The organism is Variovorax defluvii, from assembly GCF_039541515.1.
In the GTDB taxonomy this organism is placed as follows: Bacteria; Pseudomonadota; Gammaproteobacteria; order Burkholderiales; family Burkholderiaceae_C; genus Variovorax; species Variovorax defluvii.
Map to the genome: position 1 here is coordinate 1 of NZ_BAABGJ010000018.1, position 616 is coordinate 616.

Below are 616 nucleotides of genomic sequence, written 5' to 3' on the forward strand. Positions count from 1 at the left end.
ACGTCGGGCACCTTGATGCCGGCGCCGCGCTTGGGCGGCTCGCTGACCTTCAGGGTCTTCAGGCGCGGCTTGACGTCCACGCCCAGGTCTTCGGGCTTGACGGTGTCCAACTGCTTCTTCTTGGCCTTCATGATGTTGGGCAGCGTGACGTAGCGCGGCTCGTTCAGGCGCAGGTCGGTGGTGATGACCGCGGGCAGGCTCAGGGAGATGGTTTCGAGGCCGCCGTCGACTTCGCGGGTGACGTTGGCCTTGTCGCCGGCGACTTCGACCTTGGAGGCGAAGGTGGCTTGGGGCAGGTCGGCCAGGGCGGCCAGCATCTGGCCGGTCTGGTTGGCGTCGTCGTCGATGGCCTGCTTGCCCAGGATGACGAGCTGGGGCTGTTCCTTGTCGACCAGGGCCTTGAGCAGCTTGGCGACGGCCAGGGGTTGCAGTTCTTCGGTGGTCTCCACCAGGATGCCGCGGTCGGCGCCGATGGCCATGGCGGTGCGCAGGGTTTCCTGGCACTTCGCGTCGCCGCAGGAGACCGCGATGATCTCGGTGGCGACGCCCTTTTCCTTCAATCGGACCGCTTCTTCGACGGCGATCTCGTCGAAGGGGTTCATGCTCATCTTCACGT

General features: G+C 65.7%; 1 protein-coding gene. It reads right to left on the minus strand.

Annotated elements, in window-relative coordinates:
* The coding region (locus ABEA07_RS10620; protein WP_345537717.1) for an electron transfer flavoprotein subunit beta/FixA family protein at positions 1–616 on the minus strand (616 nt) is incomplete at both ends.